The sequence below is a fragment of the Arthrobacter sp. JDC6 genome (genome assembly GCF_056484025.1).
The window spans coordinates 3,434,393-3,458,922 of the sequence record NZ_CM151278.1; the positions used below are offsets into that span (position 1 = coordinate 3,434,393).

26 protein-coding genes are annotated in these 24,530 nt (G+C 65.3%); 9 read left to right on the forward strand and 17 right to left on the reverse strand.

Translation table 11 applies throughout. The features are described from left to right. The first annotated feature begins 40 nt into the window (after positions 1 to 40). Entirely contained in the window at positions 41 to 2,443 is a 2,403-nt protein-coding gene (locus ACV095_RS15895) for a glycoside hydrolase family 3 N-terminal domain-containing protein (RefSeq protein WP_478222269.1), read from the forward strand. An 8-nt stretch (positions 2,444 to 2,451) separates the two neighbouring features. On the opposite strand, the gene ACV095_RS15900 is transcribed toward ACV095_RS15895, so the two are convergent. Beyond that, a complete protein-coding gene (locus ACV095_RS15900) occupies positions 2,452 to 3,147 on the reverse strand; it encodes a helix-turn-helix transcriptional regulator (RefSeq protein ID WP_478222270.1) in 696 nt (231 codons plus the stop codon). Positions 3,148 to 3,220: 73 nt separating this feature from the next. Between ACV095_RS15900 and ACV095_RS15905 the strand changes: the two genes are divergently transcribed. Continuing rightward, a complete protein-coding gene (locus tag ACV095_RS15905) occupies positions 3,221 to 3,961 on the forward strand; it encodes an alpha/beta fold hydrolase (RefSeq protein WP_478222271.1) in 741 nt (246 codons plus the stop codon). A gap of 17 nt (positions 3,962 to 3,978) precedes the next feature. Here ACV095_RS15905 and ACV095_RS15910 read toward each other — a convergent pair whose 3' ends face one another. From ACV095_RS15910 to ACV095_RS15940, 7 genes are all read right to left on the reverse strand, one after another. Then, positions 3,979 to 4,665: a DUF624 domain-containing protein gene (locus tag ACV095_RS15910; protein WP_134165941.1), complete on the reverse strand. Its 687-nt coding sequence runs from the start codon at positions 4,663 to 4,665 to the stop codon at positions 3,979 to 3,981. Between the two features lie 49 nt (positions 4,666 to 4,714). Then, a complete protein-coding gene (locus tag ACV095_RS15915; protein WP_056389425.1) occupies positions 4,715 to 6,349 on the reverse strand; it encodes an ABC transporter substrate-binding protein in 1,635 nt (544 codons plus the stop codon). A 5-nt stretch (positions 6,350 to 6,354) separates the two neighbouring features. Next, on the reverse strand, positions 6,355 to 7,224 hold the full coding sequence (locus ACV095_RS15920) for a carbohydrate ABC transporter permease (RefSeq protein ID WP_026266084.1): 870 nt from the start codon (positions 7,222 to 7,224) through the stop codon (positions 6,355 to 6,357). 83 nt (positions 7,225 to 7,307) lie between these two features. Next, the gene (locus ACV095_RS15925) at positions 7,308 to 8,288 is read right to left on the reverse strand and encodes an ABC transporter permease (RefSeq protein ID WP_018771333.1); all 981 of its coding nucleotides are present in this window, start codon (positions 8,286 to 8,288) and stop codon (positions 7,308 to 7,310) included. Positions 8,289 to 8,297: 9 nt separating this feature from the next. Then, on the reverse strand, positions 8,298 to 10,424 hold the full coding sequence (locus ACV095_RS15930; RefSeq protein WP_478223466.1) for a beta-galactosidase: 2,127 nt from the start codon (positions 10,422 to 10,424) through the stop codon (positions 8,298 to 8,300). A 229-nt stretch (positions 10,425 to 10,653) separates the two neighbouring features. Continuing rightward, positions 10,654 to 11,256, reverse strand: a complete 603-nt coding sequence (locus ACV095_RS15935; protein ID WP_018771335.1) for an SOUL family heme-binding protein — start codon at positions 11,254 to 11,256, stop codon at positions 10,654 to 10,656. A 59-nt stretch (positions 11,257 to 11,315) separates the two neighbouring features. Continuing rightward, the gene (locus ACV095_RS15940) at positions 11,316 to 11,822 is read right to left on the reverse strand and encodes a DUF3592 domain-containing protein (protein ID WP_043425439.1); all 507 of its coding nucleotides are present in this window, start codon (positions 11,820 to 11,822) and stop codon (positions 11,316 to 11,318) included. Between the two features lie 135 nt (positions 11,823 to 11,957). Between ACV095_RS15940 and ACV095_RS15945 the strand changes: the two genes are divergently transcribed. Continuing rightward, positions 11,958 to 12,419: a MarR family winged helix-turn-helix transcriptional regulator gene (locus ACV095_RS15945; RefSeq protein WP_018771337.1), complete on the forward strand. Its 462-nt coding sequence runs from the start codon at positions 11,958 to 11,960 to the stop codon at positions 12,417 to 12,419. Continuing rightward, on the forward strand, positions 12,416 to 13,672 hold the full coding sequence (locus ACV095_RS15950; protein WP_026266085.1) for an MFS transporter: 1,257 nt from the start codon (positions 12,416 to 12,418) through the stop codon (positions 13,670 to 13,672). The genes ACV095_RS15945 and ACV095_RS15950 overlap by 4 nt, the downstream gene beginning before the upstream one ends. 85 nt (positions 13,673 to 13,757) lie before the next feature. Here ACV095_RS15950 and ACV095_RS15955 read toward each other — a convergent pair whose 3' ends face one another. The 9 genes from ACV095_RS15955 to ACV095_RS15995 form a co-directional block, all read right to left on the reverse strand. Next, positions 13,758 to 14,000 carry a hypothetical protein gene (locus ACV095_RS15955; RefSeq protein WP_018771339.1) on the reverse strand — a complete coding sequence of 81 codons (243 nt, stop codon included), beginning with the start codon at positions 13,998 to 14,000 and terminating at the stop codon, positions 13,758 to 13,760. A 104-nt stretch (positions 14,001 to 14,104) separates the two neighbouring features. Then, the gene (locus tag ACV095_RS15960) at positions 14,105 to 14,455 is read right to left on the reverse strand and encodes a cupin domain-containing protein (RefSeq protein ID WP_223993993.1); all 351 of its coding nucleotides are present in this window, start codon (positions 14,453 to 14,455) and stop codon (positions 14,105 to 14,107) included. Between the two features lie 152 nt (positions 14,456 to 14,607). Next, positions 14,608 to 14,997, reverse strand: a complete 390-nt coding sequence (locus ACV095_RS15965; RefSeq protein WP_018771341.1) for a VOC family protein — start codon at positions 14,995 to 14,997, stop codon at positions 14,608 to 14,610. 239 nt (positions 14,998 to 15,236) lie between these two features. Beyond that, positions 15,237 to 15,560 carry a hypothetical protein gene (locus ACV095_RS15970; protein ID WP_026266086.1) on the reverse strand — a complete coding sequence of 108 codons (324 nt, stop codon included), beginning with the start codon at positions 15,558 to 15,560 and terminating at the stop codon, positions 15,237 to 15,239. 65 nt (positions 15,561 to 15,625) lie between these two features. After that, the gene (locus ACV095_RS15975) at positions 15,626 to 15,970 is read right to left on the reverse strand and encodes an iron chaperone (RefSeq protein ID WP_268002678.1); all 345 of its coding nucleotides are present in this window, start codon (positions 15,968 to 15,970) and stop codon (positions 15,626 to 15,628) included. Between the two features lie 9 nt (positions 15,971 to 15,979). After that, the gene (locus ACV095_RS15980; protein ID WP_018771344.1) at positions 15,980 to 16,447 is read right to left on the reverse strand and encodes an SRPBCC family protein; all 468 of its coding nucleotides are present in this window, start codon (positions 16,445 to 16,447) and stop codon (positions 15,980 to 15,982) included. A gap of 31 nt (positions 16,448 to 16,478) precedes the next feature. Then, positions 16,479 to 17,396, reverse strand: coding sequence for a 2-hydroxyacid dehydrogenase (locus ACV095_RS15985; RefSeq protein WP_018771345.1), 918 nt, complete (start codon positions 17,394 to 17,396; stop codon positions 16,479 to 16,481). Further along, positions 17,393 to 18,175 (reverse strand): DeoR/GlpR family DNA-binding transcription regulator, encoded by a 783-nt coding sequence (locus ACV095_RS15990; RefSeq protein WP_018771346.1) that lies wholly within the window; start codon positions 18,173 to 18,175, stop codon positions 17,393 to 17,395. Before ACV095_RS15990 ends, ACV095_RS15985 begins: the two co-directional genes overlap by 4 nt. Positions 18,176 to 18,245: 70 nt before the next feature. Beyond that, positions 18,246 to 19,388 (reverse strand): Gfo/Idh/MocA family protein, encoded by a 1,143-nt coding sequence (locus ACV095_RS15995; RefSeq protein ID WP_478222272.1) that lies wholly within the window; start codon positions 19,386 to 19,388, stop codon positions 18,246 to 18,248. Positions 19,389 to 19,527: 139 nt separating this feature from the next. Here ACV095_RS15995 and ACV095_RS16000 point away from each other — a divergent pair, with 139 nt between their 5' ends. The 5 genes from ACV095_RS16000 to ACV095_RS16020 all read left to right on the forward strand — a co-directional run bounded on the left by ACV095_RS16000 (position 19,528) and on the right by ACV095_RS16020 (position 24,490). Beyond that, a complete protein-coding gene (locus ACV095_RS16000) occupies positions 19,528 to 20,430 on the forward strand; it encodes a PfkB family carbohydrate kinase (RefSeq protein WP_018771348.1) in 903 nt (300 codons plus the stop codon). 20 nt (positions 20,431 to 20,450) lie between these two features. After that, a complete protein-coding gene (locus tag ACV095_RS16005; protein WP_018771349.1) occupies positions 20,451 to 21,335 on the forward strand; it encodes an aldolase in 885 nt (294 codons plus the stop codon). Positions 21,336 to 21,427: 92 nt separating this feature from the next. Beyond that, the gene (locus ACV095_RS16010; protein ID WP_134165929.1) at positions 21,428 to 22,717 is read left to right on the forward strand and encodes an ABC transporter substrate-binding protein; all 1,290 of its coding nucleotides are present in this window, start codon (positions 21,428 to 21,430) and stop codon (positions 22,715 to 22,717) included. Beyond that, a complete protein-coding gene (locus ACV095_RS16015; RefSeq protein ID WP_478222273.1) occupies positions 22,714 to 23,670 on the forward strand; it encodes a carbohydrate ABC transporter permease in 957 nt (318 codons plus the stop codon). The genes ACV095_RS16010 and ACV095_RS16015 overlap by 4 nt, the downstream gene beginning before the upstream one ends. Positions 23,671 to 23,674: 4 nt before the next feature. Beyond that, on the forward strand, positions 23,675 to 24,490 hold the full coding sequence (locus tag ACV095_RS16020) for a carbohydrate ABC transporter permease (RefSeq protein ID WP_018771352.1): 816 nt from the start codon (positions 23,675 to 23,677) through the stop codon (positions 24,488 to 24,490). Positions 24,491 to 24,530 lie beyond the last annotated feature (40 nt).

A 24,530-nucleotide genomic window follows, 5' to 3' on the forward strand; every position in this document is an offset into this window, starting at 1 on the left:
ATAGTTTCTTAGAAACTTCCTACGATCCCAGGAGACGCCCGTGACCAGCGGTGCCGCCGAAAAGCAAGCCATCACCTCCCCGGCCGCCGGCAACGGCTCCCGTGACGCCGTCGAACGCCTCTCCATTGATGAGCTGGTGCGGCACATGACCCTGGAAGAGAAGCTGGCCCAACTGGCAGGTGTGTGGGTTAATGCGTCCACGGACGGAGACTCCGTAGCGCCGCTGCAGAATGAGATGGCCGGCGACGCGCGCTCCTGGGAGGAGATGATTGCCTCCGGACTGGGGCAGATCACCCGCATGTACGGCACGGTGCCCTTGGAGCCTCTCGAGGGCGCCCGGCGGCTGGCCGCGGCGCAGGAACAGATCATGGCGGCCTCACGCTTCCGCATTCCGGCGCAGGTCCATGAGGAATGCCTCGCCGGCTTGGCTGCGTGGAAGGCCACGGCTTTCCCCGTCCCCCTGGCGTGGGGCGCGACCTTTAACCCTCCGCTGATCCGGCGGATGGCGGGTCTCATTGGTGGGCAGATGCGGGCACTCGGCGTCCACCAGGGGCTGGCTCCCGTGCTGGACGTTGTGCGGGACCTGCGCTGGGGCAGGGTGGAGGAGACCATCGGCGAGGACCCCTACCTGGTGGGCACGGTAGCCAGCGCCTACGTCTCCGGGCTGGAAGGGTCCGGAATCGTGGCCACGCTCAAGCACTTCGTTGGCTACTCTGCGTCCCGCGCCGGACGCAACCATGCACCGGTGTCCATGGGCCCGCGCGAGTTGGCGGACGTGATGCTGCCCCCGTTCGAAATGGCGCTTAAACACGGCGGAGCCCGCTCCGTGATGCATGCGTACACGGACACCGACGGCATTCCTGCAGCCGCCAACCGCGCACTGCTGACCTCGCTGCTGCGCGACGAGTGGGGCTTCGCCGGCACCGTGGTTGCCGACTACTTCGGCATCGCCTTCCTGCATGTCACCCACGGCGTTGCCGCCGATTCCGGCGATGCAGCCGCCTTGGCACTCAGAGCGGGCGTTGACGTGGAGTTGCCTACAGTGAACTGCTATGGCACGCCCCTGCTTGAGCGCGTGCGCTCCGGCGAGGTCCCCGAATCCCTGGTGGACACTGCCCTTCGCCGGGTGCTGCGGCAGAAGCAGGAGGCCGGGCTGCTCGCGCCGGATTTTGACCCCGCACCCCCGGTCCTCAGCGCCGGAGCCGTCGACCTGGATCCAGCCGGGAACCGGGCTTTGGCCCGCGAGATCGCCGCCCAGTCATTGGTGCTGCTGACCAACGGGATGCACGACGGCGGCGCCAGCCTCCCGCTGCCCGTTACGGCGTTGGCCTCGCTTGGCGTGGTGGGGCCCCTGGCAGAGGATCCATTCGCAATGCTGGGCTGCTACTCATTTGACGCGCATGTGGGCGCATCACACCCGGACGTTCCCATGGGTGTTTACGTTCCCACCGTGGCCTCGGCAGGCAGAAACCGTTTCGGATCGCTGCGCAGCGCTGCGACCGGCACCTGCGAGGCCATCACGGACGAACAGATCGCGGAGGCCTGCCGGACTGCCGCGTCGGTGGACACCTGCGTAATCGTGGTGGGCGACAACGCCGGCCTCTTCGGCCGCGGCACCTCCGGGGAAGGCAACGACGCAGCTGACCTTCAGTTGCCCGGGGACCAGCACCGCATGCTCGACCAGGTGCTCACCGCGGCCGAGGCCGCCGGAACGCGCACCGTCGTCGTGGTCCTCAGCGGCCGGCCTTACGCCCTGGGCGACTTCGCGGACCGGGCCGGGGCGATCGTCCAGGGCTTCTTTCCCGGCGAAGAGGGCGCGGAGGCGCTCTGGGACATCCTGACAGGGGCCGTCAACCCGTCCGGCAAACTGCCCGTTTCCGTACCCCGAACTTCCGGCGGACAACCCGGCACCTACCTGCACAGCCGCCTGGCCGGGCCGTCCGGCGTCAGCGCGCTGGACCCCTCGCCACTGTTCAGCTTTGGGCACGGCCTGTCTTACACGACCTTCGACTTTTCCTGCCACTCGGCCAGTGCGGACGCCATGTCCACCGCGGATGCCGTCACCGTGGGATGCACCGTGACCAATACCGGCCCCGTTGACGGCGCCGAAGTGGTGCAGCTGTACCTCGAGGACCCGGTGGGCGAGGTGGTGCGGCCCCTCCGCGAACTGATTGGCTACGCCCGGGTGGACCTTGCCGCCGGCGCATCGGCGAGGGTCGAGTTCACGGTGCACGCCGACCGGACGTCCTTCACAGGGGTGGATCTGAAGCGGGTGGTGACGCCGGGCCTGGTGAAGCTGCACGTGTCGACCTCCAGCAGCCGGGACACCCACAGCCACGAACTCATCCTGCAGGGCGGCCGCCGCGTCGTGGGTTTTGACCGGGACATGCTGACACCGGCAACGGTGGCGCCGCTCTGGGCGTGTACTGACCCGAGAGGTTGATTGAGGACTCACCCCCGGCCGTGCACCGGCCTGGCGTTTGCCGGGGGTTCCCCAACCTCATGGATGCCATGGCCACTGCAGGCCGTCTTGGTGACGCTGGCCCGCTCGATTCGCGAAACGGTAAACCACCGCATGGCGTTGCGCAGCCGGCACCACCCAACCAGGTACCACTGGCCGTTGGTGGCTGCGAACAGCACCGGCTCGACGTCGCGGGTGGTGGTGGTCCCGTCCCCGGATGTGTAGCGAAGGCGAATCACGCGCTGCTCGGCCATCGCCTCCTCCAGTACCGACTTGATGGCCCGCGACGAGGAGGGAAGGGCGTTGACCCAGACACGGTGGGCCAATGCGTCGGCTCGTGCCCGTGTTTTGGGATCGAGGACATCCATGATCTTCCGGACACCTGCTGCTGCCAGATCGGCGTAGGGGGCATCCGACGCAGCGGACACCGCTGCCATGAGCGCCACGGCCTGCGCCGGGGACAGGCTGACTGGCGGCAGGGACCCGCCTGCAGCCAACCCATAGCCACCGCCCGGACCTGGGCGGGACCATACCGGCGCACCGCTGTTCTCCAACGCATCGAGGTCCCTCTTGATGGTGCGAACAGATACCTCAAGTTCTGCAGCCAGCCGTTCGGCAGAAACCCCCTGCCTGCCGCTGCGGCGCAATATCTCGGAGAGGGCATGGAGCCGTTCGACCCGCTTCACCGTTCAAGCCCGGGCAGATTCATGACATAAATAGTGACACACCCTTGTCCAAGGCGGCTGCGAGGCTATTGGCATGACAACTACTGCAAGCCGTCCCGTCATCATTCTCATCGCCGGCCACTGGCTGGGCGCCTGGGCGTGGGATGAAGTGCTGGAACACCTGGCAACCGACCAATCCCGCGCCGTCGCGATGACGCTGCCCGGTCTCGACGGGGACGATCCCGGGCGTGCGGCAAAGACCCTCGACGACCAGGCCGCGGCGGTCCTGGACGTCATCAGCCAACTCGGGGCCTCTGGGGACCACCCCGCCACTCTCGTCGCCCACAGCGGGGCAAACGCCCCCGTCAGCCTCGTCCTGGACCGACACCCTGAGCTTGTCCATCGAGTGGTGTGGGTCGACTCCGGCCCTGTGGCACCGGGAAGCGCCTTCGGCCCGGGCATCCCGGAGGAGTTGGCGGAGCTTCCGCTGCCGCCCTTCGATGTCCTGGCCCAGCAGGCGAGCCTCGACGGCCTGAGCCCAAAAGTCCTCGAGCGTTTTCGGGCCCGGGCTGTCCCTGAACCCGGCCCTGTGCTTCGTCAGGCCGTCGAGCTCACGAACGATGCCCGCCACAAGGTCCGGACCACCCTGGTGTGCTGCTCGATCCCGGGCGCGCAGGTGCTGGAGCTCGCCCGCTCCGGGCATGCCATGTTTGCCGAAGTGGCGAACATTGAACACCTCGACGTCATCGACCTCCCAACGGGGCATTGGCCCATGTGGAGCCGTCCCCGCGACCTCGCCGGGGCCATCCAGTCAGCGGCTTCCCGAACCAGCTGAACTGCACCCATGACCGGTCAGGCGGCGGTGAATTTCTCCTCAACCAGCGCCAGCAGCGGCCGGGAGTTCAGGCACACCAGAAACACTACGGTGCCGGCGAGAACCGGCAGCAGGTACGCAGTGGTCACCAGCAGCAGGGTTCCCGCGACGAACAGGATCCCGGCGTTGCCCAGTGAAACCCGCTTCCGGGCACTGAAGCTGTACAGGGAGAGCCGGTAGAGGTCCCGGGTCCGGAACGAAAACCTGGACAGCAGCAGCAAAGCATTCAGGCCGGCGGTGGCCACGAGCACTGCGAGGAGCAGCATCGCCGGCCTGAGCGCGGGCGTGGCCGGGTTGCCCGGATGCAGCGAGGACAGCCCGGCCAGGTTGACCGCGATGACGGCCAGAACCAAAAGGTACGGCACCCAAACCTGCAGGGCCTGCCCCAGATTCATCCGGTACCCGCGGACGAAGTCCTGGTAAACCCCGCCCTCATGGCCGGCGGCCATTCGGTTGAATGCGTACATGCACGCCACCAGGGCCGGCCCCGCCGGAACGAGTGCCACCACAAGGGGCCAGGCCCCCGCGATGGGTGCCGCCACCAGGGCCGGCAGCAGCAGGATATTGGCCAGCCCCAGGAGGACCGAGCCCATCATCACGCCCGCAACGGTACCGGCCGCCCTGAACAGGGGGCCGGCTCCGTACTCCGCCTTCTTCTGAACCACTGCCTGCCTTTCGGTCACCGCGGAAGGCCCGCGGCCGCCGTCGTACGCCCTACTTCTTTTCGGCGTATGCCTTGTAGGCCTTGTTGGCCAACTCTACGTATTTGCCCATGCCCTTGCTGTCCAGCTCTTTGACGTAGGCGTCGAACTCCGAGAGGCTGCGCTGGCCGGTGATGAACTTCAAGGTGTTCTGCTTGACGTGGTCCTTCAGTGGCGTGAGAGTCAGGGTGGCTTGCTCCCGGTCGGTGTCGCTGAACGGGACGGGCGGGGCAACGGGCCTGGGCTTCTTGCTCTTCATGGCCTTTTGGAAGGCCAGCTCTTCCTCATTGAAGGTGGACTGGAGCAGGTCCGTGGTGCCCCCGTAGGCGAAGTTACCGCCGGAGAAGCCGTAATCCACGCGCAGGTCTTTGGTGCCGCCCGGATTCAGGCCCTGGAAGTTGATGTCCTTGGCCAGGATGCGTTTGCCGCCTTCCTTGTTGTAGGTGGTGCCCTGCACCCCCCACTTGGCGAACTCCTGGCCTTCGTCGCTGTAGAACAGCCAGTCGATGTACTGCATCAGCGCCACGAAGCTGTCCTTGTCCTTCACGGACGCGTTCAGCATGATGCCGTTTTCCAGCCGGGAACCGCCAATGACATCGCCTGCGGGGCCGCCGGGAACCGTGATCTTTCGGACGGCGAAGTTGCCCTTCCCCAGAGACTGCTCCATTGACGTGCGGTACGTGATGATGTTTTGGGAGTTGGCGCTGATCACAAACGACTTGCCCGAGGTGAACTTCTGGATGGCCGAATCATCGGTCTGCGTGAAGCTTTCCGGATCCATCAGCCCCTCCGAAACCAAGGAGTTGAAGTAGGTCACAAGATCCTTGAACTGGCCGCTGCCGGCACCGAAGGCGAACTCCTTCTTGCCTTCATCGAACGTCAGTCCGTCCACCAGGCCCCAGCCTGCCACGGTGCCAAAGGCGGTGCCGGCAATGTTCAGCACGCTGTTGCCGTTGAACCGGTCGGAAAAGGGCACCACATCGGGATGGTTCTTCTTGAGTTTGCGCAGCACCTCCCGGAACTCGTCCCAGGTCTTGGGCTCCGCGATCCCGTCCTTCTCCAGCACGTCGGTCCGGAACGCCAGCGTGTAGTCCGGCCAGAGCTCCTCGTGCAGACCGGGCAGGACGTAGTACTTGCCGTCCTCCTGGGTGAGGCCTGCAATCTCAGGCTCCAGCTTCCACTTCTTGATCTTGTCCTGGTAGTGCGGCATGAGGTCCACGTAGTCGCTGACGGGAAGGACGGCGCCGGAGGATACATACGCGCTCTCCTGCCCCGGGTAGGTCTTGGCAATTATCTCCGGGGCCTTGCCGGAACTGATCAACAGGCTGCGCTTCTGCTCGTAGTCGCTGCTGGGAACGATGGTCGGTTCCAGGGTGACGTTGTTGTCGCTGGCCATCTTGGAGAACAGGAGCCAGTCCTTCTTGTATGGATAGGTGGGCTGATCGCTGAACAGGAAGGTGAAGCTCAGCGGCGCCGTCGCCTTAAACGTGTCCCCAACCCCAAAGCTGTCCATCGCACCATTGCGGGCCTTTGAGGTATCGGCCTTGCTGCCGGAGTCAGAGTCACATCCCGCCATCACCAGGCCGAAGGCTGCGAGCGCGGACAGGCCGAGGAAATCTCGTCTGCGGATCATGGGTTTTCCTTTCATAAGGGTTATTCCTTGACGGAGCCGAGCATGACGCCCGAAAAGAAGTACTTCTGGACAAAGGGGTAGACGCAGAGGATGGGGATCACGGTCAGGACGATGGTGACGGACTGGATGTTCGCGGCAATCTGGCCCACGTTCTCCGCGGTACCGCCGGCGGAGCCTGCCGTGGTGACGCCGGCAATCATGTTGCGAAGGTAGATGGTCACCGGGAACAGATCGGGGTTGTCCAGGTACAGGAACGCCTGGAACCAGGAGTTCCAGTTGGCTACTGCGTAAAACAGGACCATGGTGGCAACGATTGCCTTGCTCAGCGGCAGGACCACCTTGAAAAGCACCCCGTACTGGGTAAGTCCGTCAATGGCGGCCGCTTCCTCCAGTTCACGCGGCATGTTCTCGAAGAACGACTTCATGATGAGCAGGTTGAAGACGCTGATGGCGTTGGGCAGCACTACGGCCCATAAGGTGTCCCGCATTCCAAGCGAGGTGATGAGCACATAGTTGGGGATCAGGCCGCCATTGAAGAACATGGTGAACACCGCGATGCCGATGAACAGGCTGCGCCCTTTCAGGTCCTTCCTCGCGATGGCATACGCGAAGCTGGTGGTCAGCACCATGGAGATAGCCGTGGCCACCACGGTGTACAGAATCGTGTTGCCGTAGTTCCGCCAAAAGACCGAGTCGGCCAGGATCAGCTGGTAAGTCTCGGTGTTGAAGCCCATGGGGAACAGGTTGACCTTGCCGGCGTTAATGAATCCTTCGCTTGAGAAGCTCTGCGCCAGGATGTTCAGGAACGGATACAAGGTCAGGAACACCACCACCAGCAGGAAGGCCAGGTTCACCACCCGGAACAGCCGCATGCTGCGTGAAACCTTCATGTCCTTGACCAGGACACCTGTGTCCTTTGGTGCTGCTTTCGCGCCGGGTTCTTTCACGGCTGTCCCTTTCACAGTTGTCCCCTTCACCACAGGCTCGTTCCGGCGAGCCGCTTGGATATGGCGTTGGCGGAGAGAATCAGCGTGAGGCCGATGACGGATTCGAACATGCCGATCGCCGCCGCGTAGCTGAAGTTCGACGATTCAAGGCCCACCCGGTACAGGTAGGTGGAGATGACATCCGAGGTCTGGTAGTTCAGCGGGTTGTAGATCAGTAGGATCTTTTCGAAGCCCACGGCCATGAACGTGCCGATGTTGAGGATCAGCAGTGTGATGATGGTGGGCCGGATGGCCGGCAGGGTCACATGCCAGGTCTGCTGCCAGCGGTTGGCGCCATCGATCCGGGCTGCCTCGTACAGCGATTCGTCCACCCGGGTCAGGGCGGCCAGGTAGAGGATGGCTCCCCACCCCATGGTCTGCCACACCTCGGAGCTGATGTACATGGGCCGGAACCACGCGGCGTCCTGGGTGAAGTTAACCGTGGTGCCGAACAGCGAGTTGGCAATTTGGTTTACGGTGCCTGTCATGGAGAAGTTCTGCAGGATCATGCCGGCGATGATCACCACGGACATGAAGTGCGGCAGGTAGGCCACGGTCTGGACGAACTTCTTGAACTTCTGCGAACGCAGTTCGTTCAGCATCAGCGCGAAGATGATGGGCATCGGGAAGCAGAACAGCAGTGTCAGCACGCCCAGGATGATGGTGTTCTGGAACGCTTGCCAAAAGCTGGGATCGTTGATGAAGAGGGTGACGTATTTCAGGCCCACCCATTTCTCGCCGAAGATGCTGCCGCCGGGCTGGAACTGCCGGAACGCGATCACGTTGCCTGCCATGGGCAGGTACCGGAAGATGGCGAAGTAGGCCAGCGGCAACAGCACCAGGGTGTAGAGCCGCCAGTCCCGCCTGAAGGCCAGCTTCCAGCCTCCGGGTTTGTTCCGCGGTTTTTCAGTTCGCGCATCGGCGTCCGTGGGGACCGCCTCGGGAGGTACTTCCAATCGCATGGCCATGACTGCCTCCTACCGGCCCGTTTCTGCGGTTGAGTCTTTAGTGGGTATTTCCTCCAGCACCAGCACGCCGTTGGCGGCGAGCTCCACCGTGCCGGTGACATTGGCTCCGGTGAGCTGGTCTGTGCCGCCCTGCCCCACGTCCACCCTGGCGGGTGCATCGTTGTGGTTCAGGACCAGCAGGTAGCTGCGTCCGTTGCCGGCACGACGGCGGACCTGCACTCCCAGCGGCGCGTCCAGTTCCGCGCGGATTCCCGCAGCGGCACGTTCAGTTGAGAGCAGTTCCGCAAGGAAGGAGCTGTCCACCCTGGCCGACAGGTACACGGCAGTGCCGGCGCCGAAGCTGTTGCGGGTGACGGCGGGCGAGCCTTCCAGCCGGCCGGAGGCATAGCTCGCAACAACGTCAGCCGTGGTGGTGTGCAGGTGCTCGGTCCAGTAATCGGCTGAGGCCGTACCGCCGTCGGCCGTTGAAAGCTTGACTGCCTCGCCCTCCCCGGCCAGCGGATGCATCTCCTCGCTCCACACTCCCAGGACGTTGCGCAGCGCGCCCGGGTAGCCGCCCAGGAGGATGGTGTTGTCCTGGTCCACGATGCCGGAGAGGTAGCTGGCCACCAGATGCCCGCCGCGGGCCACATAGTCCTCGATGTTCCCGGCGGCCTGGTCGGTGAGCAGGTACGACGCCGGCAGGACCACCATGCCGTACTGGCTGAGGTCGCTGGTGGTGTTCACGAAGTCCACGGATATGTTGGCGTCGAAGAAGGGGCGGTAGAGGCGGAGGACTTCCTGGGCGTAGTTCAGGTCCGAGCGCGGGGAGTTCCCCAGTTCCAGGGCCCACCAGCAGTCCCAGTCGAAGACCAGCGCGACCTTGGCGCTGGAGCGTGTGCCGGTGAGGCCGGCCAGGCCCTTGAGTTCCTGGCCCAGTTCACAAACTTCCCGGAAAATGCGCGTATTGGGCCCGGCGTGGTTGACCATGCCGGAGTGGAAGCGTTCGGTGCCGCCCCTGGCCTGGCGCCACTGGAAGAAGAGGATGGAATCGGCGCCCTGCGCGATGGCCTGGTAGGAGCCAAGCCTCATTTTGCCGGGCAGCTTGGAGACGTTGACGGACCACTGGCTGACGGCGCCGGTAGCCTGTTCCATCACCAGCCATGGCTGGCCGCGGCGGAGCGAGCGCATCAGGTCGAAGTTGAGCGCCGCGGCCACGTGGGCGTCTTCCTCGCGCGGGTCCGGGTAGATGTCCAGGGCCGCGGCGTCCTCCTCAGCAGCCCAGGCCCAGTAATCGTTGTTCTTGTAGAAGCGCATGAAGTTGGTGACAATCGGCAGATCTGGCGTGTACCGGCGCAGGATGTCCCGCTCGGCCTTGTAGTGCTCCAGCATGCTGTCCGAAGTGAACCGGTGGTAATCAAGGCGGCGGGACGGGTTGGACCACGTGCGCGGCCGGGCGGGTGCGTTCACCTGTGACCAGTCGGAGTAGCGCTGTCCCCATACGTCGGTGCTCCATGCCTGGTTCAGGTTCTCCAGGTCGCCGTATTTTTCCTGCAGCCATGCCCGGAAGGCGCGGCCGGCGTACGGGCCGTACGAGACCGGTCCGTACTCGTTGTTTACATGCCACATGCGCAGGGCCGGGTGGGCAGCGTAGCGCTCCCCCATCTTCTCTGCCATGGCCAGCGATTTTTCCCGGTAAGCAGGATGGGAGACGTCGAAGTGCTGTCGGGAGCCGAAGCCGAACGTAGAGCCGTCGGCCAGGACGGGCAGGATGTCCGGGTGCTGGGCGATCAACCAGGCCGGCGGGACGGCGTCCGGAGTGGCCAGGTCCACGCCGATGCCGTTCCGGTGCAGCAGGTCCATCACCTCGTCCAGCCAGCCAAAGTCGTAAAGACCGTCGGCTGTCTCGAACCGGCTCCAGGAAAAGACGGCCAGGGTGACCAGGTTGACGCCCGCTTGCTTCATGAGCCGGACATCCTGGTCCCACACCTCGCGTGGCCACTGTTCGGGGTTGTAGTCACCCCCGTAGGCGATGCCGCCCAGACGTTCGTGCAGGCGTTTGAAGCGGTGTTCGGAGGTGCTGGTGCTGTGCTCGCGGGTCATCATCGTCCTTTTGTTGGCATCATGGCCGCGGGCTCCCACCAGTGCGACCTGCATCACAGTGAGAAACTATCGTAAAGTTTCAGCAATAACAACAGAAAAGGGAAAGTGGGAGGAGACTCCGCGTCCCCTGCAACCATCCATAAGGGCGGCAATACCCAGAGAATGGGGCAGCGGAGTGCGGACTGGCCATCCGTTATGCATGGTTGCCCGAATAGGGATCTTCCCGGGCAGGCAGGAAAGTATCGGGTGGGGAGGGGAAAGAAACCTACAGCACTGCTTCCAGCTAAGCGCCCGGTGCCGTTCCACCCGCCTGGGGTTCCAGGACATCCTGGACAACCTCATTGTGGCGCAGGAACCACGGCTTGAACGGCGGGTCGAAGCGGGCGAATCTCGGCGTCCCCACGGGAGTCAGCCCGGCCAGGGTGAGCGCAGCCTGCAGGCCGTCGTTGCGCTTCTGGAAAGCCGATGCCGAACCGCTGCCGGAGAATCCCAGCACTGCGGCAAGGGAACCTGGCACCGCGCGGATCCTGACCATGGGATCGGCAGGGACCGGAGCGCCGTCAGCTGTCACGCCGGCCGGAAGGACGAACGCCACCGAATATTCGGCAGGCTCCCCCGACCCCGGCACCGGACCGGACTGGAGTACGGGGGTGGTCATTGCCAGTTTCCGGGGCCCTGGTTCCTGGAGCACCGGAGCGGTCATGGCCAGTTTCTGCCGGGCATTATTGCTGCCGCTGATGTAGTTGAAGAGATGCCGGAAGGCGGCATTGCCGGCGCGGTCAAAATCCGCGGTGACCGTCACTTCGGCCACCACGTAGTCCGGATACCGGCGCAGCTCGAAATGCGGATAGCGCCGGATCAATTCAAAGGGCTGCTGCTCGGTCATGGTGGACCGAGCCTACGCCCGCCGAGCCGCAGCGGCCAGACCTAAGAGCCGCGACAGTCTCAGACCACATGGTTTGTGGCGGGTTTCCGGAATTTGGCACGGAGGGCCGCGGTGCCAACCCCAAGGCAGAGCAGCAGTCCCAGCCCGCCGAAGATGACGGTCAGCACAATGCCCACGCCACGGAACCACACACCGTCGCTCTCATAGCCCAGCACAACGGCCCTGGCCGGGTCATTTTCGGCATAGACCACCGTGGCTTCGCTGCCGACGACGGGATGCTGGTCGTGGTCAACGGCCGCGAACGTCCTGTGGGGCAGCCCGTCCGCCGCCGTGAATTCAACCTGCATCCTGCGCGAGGAGGCTTTGGTGACGTCCTTGAAGTGGACGATCGTTCCGGTGGCCTGTGTCCCGGTCCGCGCAAGCTCCTCGTCGGCGTTGATCATGAAACTGCCCACGCCAATCAGGATCGGGCCCAGGCAGATGACCAGGACGGCCACCGCAAGGTTCGCTTTTCCTTTCCACGACAACGCGGATTTGCGCTTTACATCAGCTCTGCCCCCAGTCACGCATCCCATTCTGCCGGAGCATGTCACCAAACCCACACCGCAGGCTGTTGCCCATTGATAAGCAAGCAGACCATAATAGTTAGCAGAACTAATTAGCACTGCTAAGGAACGTCAGCAGGAGGCGCACCCGCATACATGTCACCCACCCAAACGAAGAACACAGCAACCGCAGACCCCACCACGCCCGATACCCTCGCCATCGAGCTCCGCACCGCCGTGATGCGTACTTCACGCCGGCTCCGCGTTGAGGCAACGGGCGACATCATCACCCCCGGGCAATACACGGTCCTGGCCCTGCTGAACGGCAGCGGCCCCAGCACGCTCCGGGCACTTGCCGAGAGTGAGCACGTCCAGGCCCCGTCCATGACCAGGATCGTCAACGCGCTCGCCGACCAGGGCTTCGTCACCAGGAGCGCAGACCCCGACGACGGGCGGCAGGTCCGCGTGGACATCACAGATGCGGGAAGGACGGTCCTCGCCGAGGCACGGAGCCAGCGGACGGCCTGGCTGGCCCAGCGCGTGGCCGGGCTCAGCGAGGACGACAGGCTTACCCTCAGCCGGGCGGCCCGCATCATGCAGGAAATGAGCGGCAAATGAGCGCGATGTTCCGGGCCCTCGAAAACCCCAACTACCGCATCTGGGCCAGCGGTGCGATCGTTTCCAACATCGGCACCTGGATGCAGCGCGTGGCCCAGGACTGGCTGGTCCTGACCGTTCTCACCGACCACTCAGGCGCCGCCGTCGGCCTCACCACGGGCCTGCAGTTCCTGCCCATGCTGCTGTTCGGCCCTTACGGCGGAGTCCTGGCTGACCGGTACCGGAAACGCATTATCCTCATGTGGACGCAGTTGGCCATGGCATCCACCGGCCTCGCCATCGGCCTCCTGGTGGTGACCGGCACCGCCCAACTGTGGCATGCGTACGTGGCGGCCTTCTGCCTGGGCGTTGCCAGTGCCGTTGACGCACCGGCGCGCCAGGCCTTCGTCTCGGAACTGGTGGGGCAGGAGAACATCTCCAATGCGGTGGCCCTGAATTCCGCCTCCTTCAACACCGCCCGGCTCACAGGCCCCGCGATCGCGGGGGTGCTCATCGCCTGGGTGGGAACGGGCCCGGTGTTCCTGCTCAACGCGGCGAGCTTCGCGGCCGTCCTGGTCTCGCTGTTCAGGATCCGCATTACCCAGCCCGCCCCGGTGGCAAAGGGCGAGCGGAACAAGCACCAGGTGGTTGAGGGCATCCGCTACGTGCGCCGAAGGCCGGACTTGATGCTGATCATGGTCCTGGTGGGCGTCCTGGGCGCGTTCGGCATGAACTTTCCCGTCATCAACTCGCTGATGGCCACCACCGAATTCCGCATGGGCCCGGGTGAATTCGGGCTTCTCGGTTCCATCATGGCGGTGGGCACCCTGGCCGGCGCCCTCCTGGCGGCCCGCAGGTCCCGTCCTCGGCTGAGGTTCCTGCTGGGCGGGGCGCTGGGCCTGGGTGTCTTCACCATCCTGGGCAGCGTCGCGCCGTCTTTCTGGGCCTACGCTGCCCTCCTCATTCCCGTGGGGCTGGCGTCCATCACGTTCCTGAACAGCTGCAATACCAGCATCCAGCTGTCCGTGGAGCCACAGTTCCGCGGTCGCGTGCTGGCCCTGTACCTGGCCATCCTGCAGGGCGGCACCGCCCTGGGTTCACCGCTGGTCGGTTGGATCGGGAGCCAGTTCGGCGCCCGCTGGTCCGTGGCCGCAGGCGGGATCGTGGTGCTGCTGGCGGGTGTCGCAGCCGTCATCGCGGTCACCAGGCGGAACCGGCTCACCCTCCGCGCCGCCCTGCGGCTGGCGCTGGGGCGGCGCCAGCCCGCCGTTTGAATTGGCTGGCGGGGGAAGGAACAGACGGCTTATTTGGGCCGTGGGCCGGTCCCCCAATGTCACACGTTACCGACCCACGGCAGTCTTAGTCCCCCGAAGCGGGCGGGAGGGCCAGCCGGCGCGTGAGTTCGTCGTCGACGAGGCATCGGAGAGCGGACGCGTGGTCCGGTTCGGTGGAGGAATCTTGGCCGACGAGCGCGTGGCGCAGCAGGAGCAGGTCGGCGGCCGGGACGAGCGGCCAGCGCCGGAAGGCATGGAACACCCTGCCCTGTGAGCTGGTGCCGGGACGGATCCTCCCGGAAGGTGGCTGGTCAGCAGCGGCGTCCATCAGTGGCCCCCATGAGTAACTTGCCAGCTGACTGCTCAACCACGGGTATGCACAAGATACCCAGAACACGGCGGATAAGCCACCGGTTTTTACAACACGTGGACTTATGACGGAAGCTTGGTGACGATATCCACGGAGATTTCCACCGCCGGGACCGTCCCCCTGTTCTCCAGCCAGTGGGTGGTGTTCCGGTCCTCCGGCCAGCCCACTCCGGGCCCATAGTCCGTGGCGGCGCCGTCGCGGTGGTCGGTGATGGTTCCCTGCAGGATAAAGACGGTTCCGGGTCGCCCCACATGGTCATGGAGGGGCCCGAAGACCCCGCCGGGGTCGATCGTCACCATCCGCATCCGCAGCTGCCGGCCTTCCATCCCGTCAATCTCGCCGTCAAGGTCTACGGCCGCCAGCAACTCCACCGAGACGCCTTTTGTCTCCGGAACCATGTCTTCCGCGCCCATTCCCGTGCCTTCCTTTCAGGCCGCTTACGACGGCGGCGCCGGCCTGCCGCTGCCACGCACCCGGGTGCGGGTGCTTCGGGCGGCACGTGCCGGCGTCGTACTTATGGCTTTGCTGCCAGGTGATTGAGTATGCGCCTGTGCAAGGCGGATGGCTACGTGACGGGGATCGAGGAAATGTTCAGGATGTTGCCCTCGCTGTCGAGGAACCACGCACCCTTGCCCATGCCTTCCATCGTTGCGATGCCGTTCTCGGTCTTGAGTCCCGGCATGTCGTACTCCTCAAAGACGACGCCGCGGCCCCGCAGTTCCTCCACTTCCTTTTCGACGTCATCGACGCCCCAGGACATCTGGGTGTTCTTGGCGGAACCGGCGTTGTCCGTCTGGTAGAGCAGGAAGCCCGTTCCCTTGCCGCAGCGGTAGATAAGGTTGTCGTTTTCGACCGTCTGGACCGGCTCCAGTCCCAACTTGTCCCGGTAAAACTCCCGTGCCCGGTCAATATCCTTGGCCGGCAGCACAGCCATGATTTCCCTATCCTTGAGCATGACAATTCTCCTTGTGCATTTAGTGGCGTTGCTCTCCCCCTGAAACAGTCCGGCCGTCCCGGCCGGGCCTCGTGGCCGTCCTTCCCGCCGATTGCCGGGGCGGCCACCTGGAACCCCTGGTTCCGCCGTGGCACAGGACAGCGGCGGGAGGTTCCCGAAGTCTACGAGGCCATTATGGAACCGAATTACCGGGGACGAAATAGGGGAATTTTATGGAATGCCGGGCCGCCGGCCGGCGCTTATTTCCGGGCCGAGCGCGCCGCTTTTCGGAACGCCGCGCCGGCCACAGAAACCAATGGGACAAGGCACACCAGCATGGCGATGGTGTTGGGGCGGAAGACCGCGCGCCCATTCACGGTCCGGTACACGCCCAACGGGACAACGAAACCGCCGCCCCCGCCGCCCGATGCCCCCTGGTCCGATTCCGTGCCGCCGCCAAAACCGAAGGACACCAGCGCCACCGGCACAATGTCCTCCCCGCCCACATTCACGGGAGAGCCGTACGCGCGGGCAACGCCCATGTTCTTGAAGGAGTCTGCGAGGGAGGAGAGAGTATCAGCCATGGCACCACGCTATGCACTGGCGCGGCCGGCTGGAAGGACCATAGGTCCCGCCGTCGTCTTGCGCCCTATTTCCGTATTTCCGCCATCCGCAGCCGGACGATGTCAGCGAGCACGTCGTCCGGCACTGGATGGTCCGCCGTGAAGCGGATGGTCCCCTTGGACAGGGAGTACCCCTCCAGCCGGGCGGCCACTGCCTCCACCACCGCGGAGGAGAACGGGAAAACCGAGAGGTGCTTTGCTGCGGCCACGGCCGCCACCAGCGGTTTGCCGTCCAGTTTGAGGGCGGGCATGCCGTAGCTCATGCCCTCCGTGGCGTCGGGAGCCAGGGACCGCGCAATCTCCACCACGTGCTGGAGGCAACTGCGGTCCGGTCCGTCAATCCTGTCCAGGGCTTCGTCGACGACACCCATGTGGCGGCCTCAGCTCTTTCGTGCCGCCACTGTGGCAGCCAACGCGGCCAGGCCGCGTTCGAAATCGGCGCCCACCATCTTGTCCATGTTCATGAACAGTGCGAACACCCTCCCCAGGCCCTTGTTCTCGCCGGTCATCCGCCAGGTCACTTCGGTGCCGCCCGGGGCAGGGGTGAACGTGAAGGTGGTGGGGTTCAGGGCCTTGAAGGGCTTGGTGAACTGCAGCCGGATCCGGACCAGATTCGACGGCACCGACTCCTCGATCTCCATGGTGCCGCTGCCCGCCTTGCGGTTGCCGCTCCACTCATACCCGGCCCCCGTGCCTGCTTCAGTGCCGAAGTAGCGGCGGCTCATGCGGGGGTCGATGGTCTCCCAGGGGGACCAGGCAGTCCATTCGTGGAAGTTGTTGACGAGCGGAAAGATGTCTTCGGCGGCGGCAGGGATGACGGAACTGCGGCGGACTTCAAAAGTGGACATGGGCCAAGCATAGGGGCGGGAACCGCCGCGGTTAAGGGAGGACCACGTTCACCGGGTCCTTGCCCTCCAACAGCAGCCCGATCTGCTTCCTGAGCAACCGGACCATCCGGGGGAACATGGCCGAACTGGCGCCGCCCACGTGCGGTGTGATGAGCACGCCGGGAGTGGTCCAGAGCGGATGGTCGGCGGGCAGCGGCTCCGGATCGGTGACGTCCAGCGCGGCCCGGAGCCGTCCGCTTGCGGTCTCTGCCAGCAAGGCCCCGGTATCCGCCACCGGGCCGCGGGCCACGTTGACCAGCAGGGCCCCGTCCGGCATGGCCGCCAGGAACTTCGCATCCACCAACTGCTTGGTGTCTTCGCCCAGGGGGACGCTGACCACCACAATCTCGTGCAGCGGCAGCTGCTGGTACAGCGAATCGATCCCGAGGATGGTCCCGCGCTCATCGTCGCGGGCGCGGCTGGCCATCCGGGTGACGTCAGTTTCGAACGGCAGGAGCCGGGCCTCGATGGCCTTGCCCACTCCCCCGTAACCCACCAGCAGCACGCGCCGGTCCGCCAGGCTGGGCCGCTGGCTGTTGTCCCACGTACCGGTTTCCTGGTTCCGGACAAAGTCCGGAATGCCGCGCTGGGAAGCAACCATCATCCCCACGGCGAGCTCCGCCGTCGAGGTTTCATGGACTCCCGCCGCGTTGGCGAAGGTGACGCCGGCGGGCAGCACCGAGGCGACGCCGTCGTACCCGATGGACTGGCTCTGCACCAGGCCGACGTCCACGCCCTCCAGTGCGGCGAGCGCCGCCGGTTTGCCCATGTAGCCGGGCACCAGCAGGTCCAGCCGGCCGTCCGGCGCCGGCCCGGTGAGGTCCCACAGGACAAAGTCGACGCCGTCAATCGGCGCCAGTGCGTCCAGCAGGTCCCGGGACGGCAGGCACACGCGCAGGCGGGCCGTCATGCGGCAACCATCAGCTTGACGTTGGCGGCGCGCAGGGCTGTCTCGATCTCCCGCGGCGGCGGCGCGTCCGTGACCAGGATGTCCACCGCGTCGAACGCCGCCAGCCGCGCCAGCGCGTACCGCAGCATCTTCTGGTGGGTTGCCACCACCACTACCTGTTCCGCTGAATTCATAAGGGCGATCTTAGTGGCGCGCTCCACGTCGCGCTCAATATAGAACGCCTCGTCATGGATGCCGCTGACGCCAATAAAGGCTGTCTTGGCACGGAGCCCGGAGGCGGCGCTGACGGTCATCGGTCCGTTGAACGCCTGGCTGTCCAGCAGCAGCTCCCCGCCCAGGCAGATGGTGCGCGCCGCCGTCAGCTGCAGGCAGCGCTGGATGGCGGGCGCGGAGTGCGTGATGATGGTGCCGGTGAACGACGTGGGCAGTTCCTGCGCGATCTGGTACGTCGTGGTGCCGGCATCAAGGATGATGGCATCCCGTTCGCCAATCATCGAGAGGCACACCCTGGCCACCCGAAGCTTCGCGTCCGCGTCCTCCCGGACGCGCGCGGCGAAGTTCGCGTTCTGGCCATGACCGTCCACGGCGCTGACGCCGCCGTGGACCACCCGGGCCAGTCCGCGCTTGGACAGCACCCGGGTGTCCCTCCGCACCGTCATGTCGGAGACGGCAAAGGTCTCCGCCAGGTCATTTGTTGAAATGAACCCCCGGCGGCCCAGCTCATCGAGGATGGTGCGCTGGCGGGGTGTCAGCGGCGCCTCTTTATCTGCGGTGCCCATTGGCTGTTCTCCCTCCCCCGTGCGCCGGGCAGGAGCCTGGCGGGATGTTGCAATTCCAACATGTATCTTCTTATGAACGTACCCCGAGGGCGGCATTGCCAAGCCCAACGGGGCGTCCTTCCGTAATAGAGCGTTCGGCGGCCAGGCCCATGCGTACGGACTGCAGTCCGTCCGCAACGGTGACTTCCACCGGTCCCTCGCCCAGGATGGCCTTCCGGAAGCCCTGGTGCTCATAGTAGGTGGAGCCGTGGTGCGCGCCGGCCGCCAGGACAGCCTCATCCACCGGAACCTCGTGCTTTTCGGGACCCAGCGGGGACCGTGGGCTGAATTCAACCGTCGCTTCAGCGTGGTCACCGGGAATCCAGTGGTTGGCGGCCACCGGGATGAGGGTTTCAATCTTGGCAGCATCCCCAACAATGGAGATGCGTTCCTGGAACTTGGATCCCTCGGCGAACATGGACAGCTCCAGCATGGCGCGGCGGCCGCCCTTGAAATCGACGATCACATAGGCGTTGTCCAGCATGTCCGACACCCGGCCGTCGTAGACCTCATCCATGTGGTTCACGTCGTGGCCGCCGCTGGCGAAGACGCGTACGGGCTCGTCCTGCAGGATCAGGCGCATCAGGTCGAAGAAGTGGCAGCACTTTTCCACCAGCGTCCCGCCGGTCCGTTCCGCAAAGCGGTTCCACGCATCCACCTTGTGCAGGAACGGAAAGCGGTGCTCCACGATGGAGAGCATGTGGATGTTGCCCAGCTTGCCGCCATGCGCCGCCTGGATGATCTCCTGGACCGGCGGCATGTACCGGTATTCCATGGCCACCCACACCGGGGCCGGGTAGCTGCCGGCCAGCGCCTCCAGTTCGTCCGCCTGCTCCGCCGTGGTGCACACGGGCTTCTCCACGAGGACCGGAAGGTTGGTGCCGCTGGCGAAGATGTCCTTGAGGATGCCCAGGTGGGTGTCGTTGGGGCTGGCGATCACCAGCGCGTCCACCAGGCCCGAGGCCAGCAACTCCTGGTGGGAAGGGAAAGTCCGCACCTCATGGCCGATCTCCTTCACCGTCTCTTCCAGTGAAGAGGGTGTGGGATCCGAGACTGCGGTGATGCGGCTTCCCGGGATCAGGGCAAGGTTCCGGACGTGTTCGCGTGCCATATGGCCCGCTCCAATGAGGCCATACCGGATGGTCCGGACCGATTCCGCAGTAGGCAATGACATGAGCTGCTCCGTTTCTCTACGTTGAGTGGGCGGGACCGCGGCGTTGCATCCCAAACACAACTATACAGAAAGTGTTGTTTTTCCAACATGCTATGTGTATATTTCTTCAGTATCAGCCGGAACTACAACGAGGTGGAACGTGCCCCAACCGTCAACCGGAACCCTGCTCTTCGTAGGCTGCGCCACTCTTGACGCCATCGCCCTGGTGCAGGATTACCCTGCCGCGGACAGCCGCACCGTCGCCACGGACTTTGCCACGGCGGGCGGCGGACCCGCCGCCACGGCAGCCGTAGCGGCCGCCCGCGCCGGAGCCAGGACGGCCTTTGCCGGCGTCCTGGGAACCGACGAAGAAGGGGACCGCATCGTCAGCGGCCTTCAGGCAGAAGGCGTGGACACCTCCGCCGTGATCCGCGACGCCGGCGTCAAGACCGGTGCCAGCGTGATCGTGGTCAGCAGGGCCACCGAAAGCCGGGCCATCGTCACCCGTCCGGTCCCGCCGGTCAGCTTCCCCGGGGACAGCCGCTTCTCCGAACTGCTCCAGTCAGCGGCCTGGGTCCACACGGACCACCTGGGCTGGAACGCGGTGGCCAATGCCCCCGCGCGGCCGGCCGGCCTGGCCATCAGCGTGGACGCCGGCAACCCCATCCCCGCCTTCAGCCCCCGCGGCGTGGCCCTGTACGTCCCCACCATCGAAAGGCTCCGCGCAGAATACGGCGAGGACCTCTCCCCTGAGTCGCTGCTCCGGAAGGCAATTGACGACGGCGCCTCCGCCGTCGTCGCCACCGCCGGCTCCGAAGGTGCCTGGGTTTTGGAACGCGGCGCCGAACCCGTCCACGTCCCGGCCACGCCCGCCACCATCGTGTCCACCCTCGGTGCCGGCGACGTCTACCACGGCGCCCTGCTCGCCGCCGTCGCTGCCGGACTTCCACTGGTGGAAGCCGCCGTATTCGCCGGGCGCACCGCCTCCGCCTCCTGCGGCGGACTGGACGGCCGGTCCGCCATCCCGCACCAAACCGTCAATCTTGTCCCAGCGTCCAACTGACCACCGAAAGAAGCCACCCCATGAGCCATACCGACCTCTCCCCGCTCCAGCGCCCCTCAGGCGCCTTCGCCATGCTGGCCGTGGACCAGCGCGAAGCCATGCGGAACATGTTCGCCGAACACACCGACCAGCCCGTCACGGACCAGGACCTGCGCGACTTCAAGCTTGAAGCGGCCCGGATCCTGACCCCGTACGCCTCCGGCATCCTGATCGACCGTCAGTTCGCCCTGGACCAGGCCATCGAAGCCGGCGTCGTGGACCCCAACTGCGGGCTCATCGCCTCCGCCGACCACTTCGAATCCGCCCACGGCGAGCTCGTTGGCGAGGTCACCATCGACCGGCTGGTGGATCCGCAGAAGTACGCGGCCCTGGGGGTGAAGGCCCTCAAGCTGCTGGTCCTCTACCGCCCGGACGAGCCCGCCGAAGGCCGTGTGGCCATGGTCCGTGAATTCGTGGAAAGCTGCCGGTCCGCCGGACTAATCAGCATCATCGAGCCCGTCTCCCGCAAGCCCCTGGCCGGCGGCGACTTTGACTGGGATGCCGGCATCCTGGCCGCAGCCAAGGAACTCGGAAGCCTGGGCGCCGACCTCTACAAAGCGGAGGTCCCCTTCCACGGCCAAGCCCCCGAAGACCAGGTCCGCGCCGCCTGCGCCGAACTGACCAAGGCCATCGACGGCCCGTGGGTGGTCCTGTCCTCCGGCGTCCCCGAGGACGTCTTCCCGGATGCCGTTCGGTGGGCCTGCCTGGAAGGCGCCAGCGGCTTCCTCTCCGGACGCGCCGTCTGGGCATCCTGCATCGGTGCCCCCGACGTCGTCGAATCCCTCTCCACCGACGCCGTCCGCCGGCTGCAGCGCCTCTGTGCCGTCGTTGACGACGTCGTCTCCGCGCAGAGGACGCACGCGTAGCCATAAGTGGCGCGCACCAACGTCCTGACCGGGGCACACCCTTTCCGCAGTAAGCAAACAAGGCACACCAAACACTCAACGAGGAGATTATTGTGAGTCAGATTTCACGCAGGCAGGCAGTCGCCCTTCTGGGAGCCATGGGCTTCGGCGCCGCTGCGGCAGCGTGCGCCGGGCCCGGCGGTTCCACCAAACCCGGCGGTGCCACCGGACCGGCGGCACCCTCCACCGGCGCCGTGACCGGCAGGGTGTCGTTCGCCCACTGGCGCGGCGAGGACAAGGCCGTGTTCGACGAACTCATCAAGCGCTTCGCCGCCCAGCACAACGGCGTGGAGGTTGCCCAGGACATCTCCACCTCCAACGACTACAACGCCCAGGCCCTCCAGAAGCTGCGCGGCGGCTCGATCGGCGACGCTTTTGCCACCTTCCGCGGCGCCCAGTTCAAGAACTTCACCGAAGCCGGCATCTACACCGAGCTCAAGGACAGCAAGGCGGTGGGCAACTACCAGAAGGGGCTGCTGTCCGCGGGCCGGAACGGCGACAGCCAACTGGGCCTGCCCTACCAGGTGGTGTTTCCCATGCCCATGGCCAACGTGGATCTCTTTGACAAGGCCGGTGCGGAGATCGCCCCCAAGAACTGGGATGCGTTCCTGGGCATGTGCGAGAAGCTGGCCTCCGCCGGTGTCATCCCCATCTCCTGGCCGGGCGGCGATGTCGGAAACGGCGGACAGCTGTTCAACTGCATGATTGCCAACAACGCCCCCGTTGACGACATGTGCGCCCAAATCGAACAGGGCAAGCTCAAGTGCACCGACGACTGGTTCATCAAGATGCTCAACCAGTACAAGGACCTGAAGCCCTTCGTTCAGCCCAACGCCACCGGCACCGCCGTGGAACCGGCCCAGAACCTGTTCTCCCAGGGCAAGGCCGCCATGCTGGCCACCGGCTCCTACCACATCGCCGCCGTGCGGGGACTCGGCGCCAAGTTCCCCATCGACCTGGTGTTCCCCAACACCACTTCCGACGGCAACGGCAAATACGAGGGCGCCTACAACGCCACGTTCATCCTCGGCGTCAACTCGGCCAGCAAGAACCAGGCCGCCGCGGCAGCCTGGATCGATTTCCTCTCCGAGCCCGAAAACGCCGGCTACTACGCCAACCAGACCGCCCAGCACGTGTCCGTGGACAAGGTGGAGTACACCAACCCGGACCTGAAGCGGCTGAGCCCCTGGCTGCAGAAGAAGACGGCGCTCGCAGCCCGCTTCCAGTTCCAGAACCTCGACGTCCGCAATGCGGTGGAGGCCAGTGCCACGGCCGTCATCTCCGGCACCAGCCCGGAACAGGCAGCCGCCGCCGCCCAGAAGATTGTTGATGAACGGCTATGAGCATCCATCCCGGAACCGCAGCCAAGGGCAAGGCGCCGGAGAGCCAAACCTCCGCCAACGCCCCCAAGGTGCGCCGCCGCTCCCCCACCCGGGTGAATCCGGCACTGTACCTCTTCCCACTGCCCGCCGTCGCCGTCGTCGCCTTCTTCCTGGTGATGCCCACGCTGCAGGCCTTCCAGTACGCCATCACGGACTGGAACGGCTTCTCGGCGGCCTTCAACTACGTGGGCCTGGACAACTTCATCCGTGCGTTCACCAAGGACTCGCTGTTCACCAATGCCCTGACCAACAACCTGAAGTTCGTGCTGCTGGTGGTCATCGCCCAAACGGCGTTCTCGCTGGTCCTGGCACTGCTCCTCACCCGGAACTCACGCGGCCGCATCCTGCTCCGCGCCCTGTTCTTCTTCCCCACCATCCTGTCTTCGGTGTCCGTGGCCTTCATCTGGAAGTTCATCTACGACCCCAATTTCGGCCTGGCCAACTCGGTCCTCAGAACCGTGGGGGTGGACGGCGGGGCCTACCTCGGCAATGACGCCCAGGCCCTCTACTGGGTTGCTGTCACCCAGGTGTGGTTCCATTCCGGCCAGATGATGGTGGTCTATATCGCGGGGCTGCAGGCCATCCCCAGGGAACTCTACGAAGCAGCCGAAATGGACGGCGCCAACAAGTGGCAGCAGTTCAAGTCCATCACCTGGCCATTCGTGGCCCCGGCCACGTCCATTGTGGTGGCCTACACCACCGTCCAGTCGTTCAAGGCATTCGACCTGATCCTCGGTATCGCGGGCAACCCGCCCAAGGCTGCCCTGGACATCCTGTCCACCCGCATTTACAGCACCTTTGCCAACTCGGAGTTCGGCTACGCCGCCGCCCAGTCGATCATCTTCATGGCGATGATCGCCCTGGTCACCTGGCTTCAGCGCCGACTGCTCCGGCTGACCCCGAAGGGGGAATAGCAGCATGCTCGCCTCACTAAGCCGCCGCGCCATCCTGGCCATCTATGCGGTCATCATCATCGTTCCACTGACCGTGGTGGCGTTCGGCAGTTTCAAGTCCACGCAGGAACTGTTCGCCGGGCCATTCAGCCTGCCGCACTCCCTCTCCGCCGACAACTTCGCGGAAGTGGTGGGCGGCCAGAACCTGGGCTCATCCTTCATGAACAGCGCGATCGTCACGGGTATCTCCGTGCCGCTCACCCTGTTCCTTGCCAGCCTGGCCGGCTACGCCGTGTCCCGGCTGAAGGGATTTATGGCCTGGGCCATCTTCGGGTTCCTGGTCCTGGGCATGGCCATCCCGGCGCAGGCCAACATGGTGCCGCTCTATGTGCTCTTCGGCCGGCTTGGCCTGCTGGACAACCTGGCCGGCCTGGTCGTGGCCAACGTGGTCTCCACGCTGCCCATCGCCGTGTTCATCCTGGGCGGGTTCATGCGGACCCTGCCCAAGGAACTCTACGAGGCCAGCTCCATCGACGGCAGCGGACCGTGGAAGACCTACTTCTCCATCGCCCTGCCGCTCTCGGCGCCCTCCATCGCCGCAGCCGCCATCTTCCTGTTCGTCATCCACTGGAACGAGTTGCTGTACCCGCTGCTGTTCATCCAGTCCCCCGGCAACCGCACCCTGCCGCTGGCTCTGCTGAGCTTCCAGGGCGAGTTCCAAACCAACTACCCGCTGCTGTTCGCCGGCGTGATCCTGGCATCCCTGCCCGTCGTCATCGCCTACGTCTTCCTGCAGCGCTACTTTGTCGCCGGCATCACCGCCGGTGCGAGCAAGGGATAAGGAACCAGGCCCCGGGCCCGGCTTTGGCGGCCGCCCGGAA

Bases quoted from the DNA above. Each gene is read 5' to 3' on its own strand.
- ACV095_RS15970 (WP_026266086.1), bottom strand. From the start codon at position 15,560: ATGGCTGATACTCTCTCCTCCCTCGCAGACTCCTTCAAGAACATGGGC.
- ACV095_RS15955 (WP_018771339.1), bottom strand. From the start codon at position 14,000: ATGGACGCCGCTGCTGACCAGCCACCTTCCGGGAGGATCCGTCCCGGC.
- ACV095_RS16020 (WP_018771352.1), top strand. From the start codon at position 23,675: ATGCTCGCCTCACTAAGCCGCCGCGCCATCCTGGCCATCTATGCGGTC.
- ACV095_RS15930 (WP_478223466.1), bottom strand. From the start codon at position 10,424: ATGCAGGTCGCACTGGTGGGAGCCCGCGGCCATGATGCCAACAAAAGG.
- ACV095_RS15990 (WP_018771346.1), bottom strand. From the start codon at position 18,175: ATGGGCACCGCAGATAAAGAGGCGCCGCTGACACCCCGCCAGCGCACC.
- ACV095_RS15905 (WP_478222271.1), top strand. From the start codon at position 3,221: ATGACAACTACTGCAAGCCGTCCCGTCATCATTCTCATCGCCGGCCAC.
- ACV095_RS15985 (WP_018771345.1), bottom strand. From the start codon at position 17,396: ATGACGGCCCGCCTGCGCGTGTGCCTGCCGTCCCGGGACCTGCTGGAC.
- ACV095_RS15915 (WP_056389425.1), bottom strand. From the start codon at position 6,349: ATGAAAGGAAAACCCATGATCCGCAGACGAGATTTCCTCGGCCTGTCC.
- ACV095_RS15925 (WP_018771333.1), bottom strand. From the start codon at position 8,288: ATGGCCATGCGATTGGAAGTACCTCCCGAGGCGGTCCCCACGGACGCC.
- ACV095_RS15980 (WP_018771344.1), bottom strand. From the start codon at position 16,447: ATGTCCACTTTTGAAGTCCGCCGCAGTTCCGTCATCCCTGCCGCCGCC.
- ACV095_RS15995 (WP_478222272.1), bottom strand. From the start codon at position 19,388: ATGTCATTGCCTACTGCGGAATCGGTCCGGACCATCCGGTATGGCCTC.
- ACV095_RS15920 (WP_026266084.1), bottom strand. From the start codon at position 7,224: ATGAAGGTTTCACGCAGCATGCGGCTGTTCCGGGTGGTGAACCTGGCC.
- ACV095_RS15945 (WP_018771337.1), top strand. From the start codon at position 11,958: ATGTCACCCACCCAAACGAAGAACACAGCAACCGCAGACCCCACCACG.
- ACV095_RS15975 (WP_268002678.1), bottom strand. From the start codon at position 15,970: ATGGGTGTCGTCGACGAAGCCCTGGACAGGATTGACGGACCGGACCGC.
- ACV095_RS15950 (WP_026266085.1), top strand. From the start codon at position 12,416: ATGAGCGCGATGTTCCGGGCCCTCGAAAACCCCAACTACCGCATCTGG.
- ACV095_RS16015 (WP_478222273.1), top strand. From the start codon at position 22,714: ATGAGCATCCATCCCGGAACCGCAGCCAAGGGCAAGGCGCCGGAGAGC.
- ACV095_RS16005 (WP_018771349.1), top strand. From the start codon at position 20,451: ATGAGCCATACCGACCTCTCCCCGCTCCAGCGCCCCTCAGGCGCCTTC.
- ACV095_RS15960 (WP_223993993.1), bottom strand. From the start codon at position 14,455: ATGGGCGCGGAAGACATGGTTCCGGAGACAAAAGGCGTCTCGGTGGAG.
- ACV095_RS15965 (WP_018771341.1), bottom strand. From the start codon at position 14,997: ATGCTCAAGGATAGGGAAATCATGGCTGTGCTGCCGGCCAAGGATATT.
- ACV095_RS15935 (WP_018771335.1), bottom strand. From the start codon at position 11,256: ATGACCGAGCAGCAGCCCTTTGAATTGATCCGGCGCTATCCGCATTTC.